This is a genomic window from Pelagimonas sp., from assembly GCF_058892305.1.
This window is the reverse complement of the sequence record NZ_JBZXVN010000068.1, coordinates 1406-1727: the sequence shown is the minus strand read 5'-3', so window position 1 is coordinate 1727 and position 322 is coordinate 1406. Positions and strand designations below refer to the sequence as shown.

1 protein-coding gene is annotated in these 322 nt (G+C 59.6%); it reads left to right on the top strand.

The genetic code is table 11. The annotated features are described in order from the left end of the window. Positions 1-159: 159 nt before the first annotated feature. A complete protein-coding gene (locus AC5EFR_RS21955) occupies positions 160-303 on the top strand; it encodes a hypothetical protein (RefSeq protein WP_493577854.1) in 144 nt (47 codons plus the stop codon). Positions 304-322: the final 19 nt, after the last annotated feature.

The following is a 322-nucleotide window of genomic DNA, read 5'->3' as shown; positions in this document are numbered from 1 at the left end:
CGCCGTTCGCAAAATCGTTAACTAAGACGCGCGGCGCTTAGCGCCCCGTCGCCCCCCTCCCAAAACATATTTCCTCCCACAAGGACCCCTGTCATTAAAACCATCATCGCATCCGCCCTCATCGCAACTGCCGCTCTGACCGGTGCTGCCAACGCCTCTTTGGCCTCTGACGTTAACACTTACGCCCCCGGCGCGGACGTCTCGTCGTTGACCAACACCGAGGTTGCACAGCTTCACCTCATCCTCTCCGGCGGTGACACCGAAAGCGAAAAGCGCGACGCCGTTCGCAAAATCGTTAACTAAGACGCGCGGCGCTTAGCGC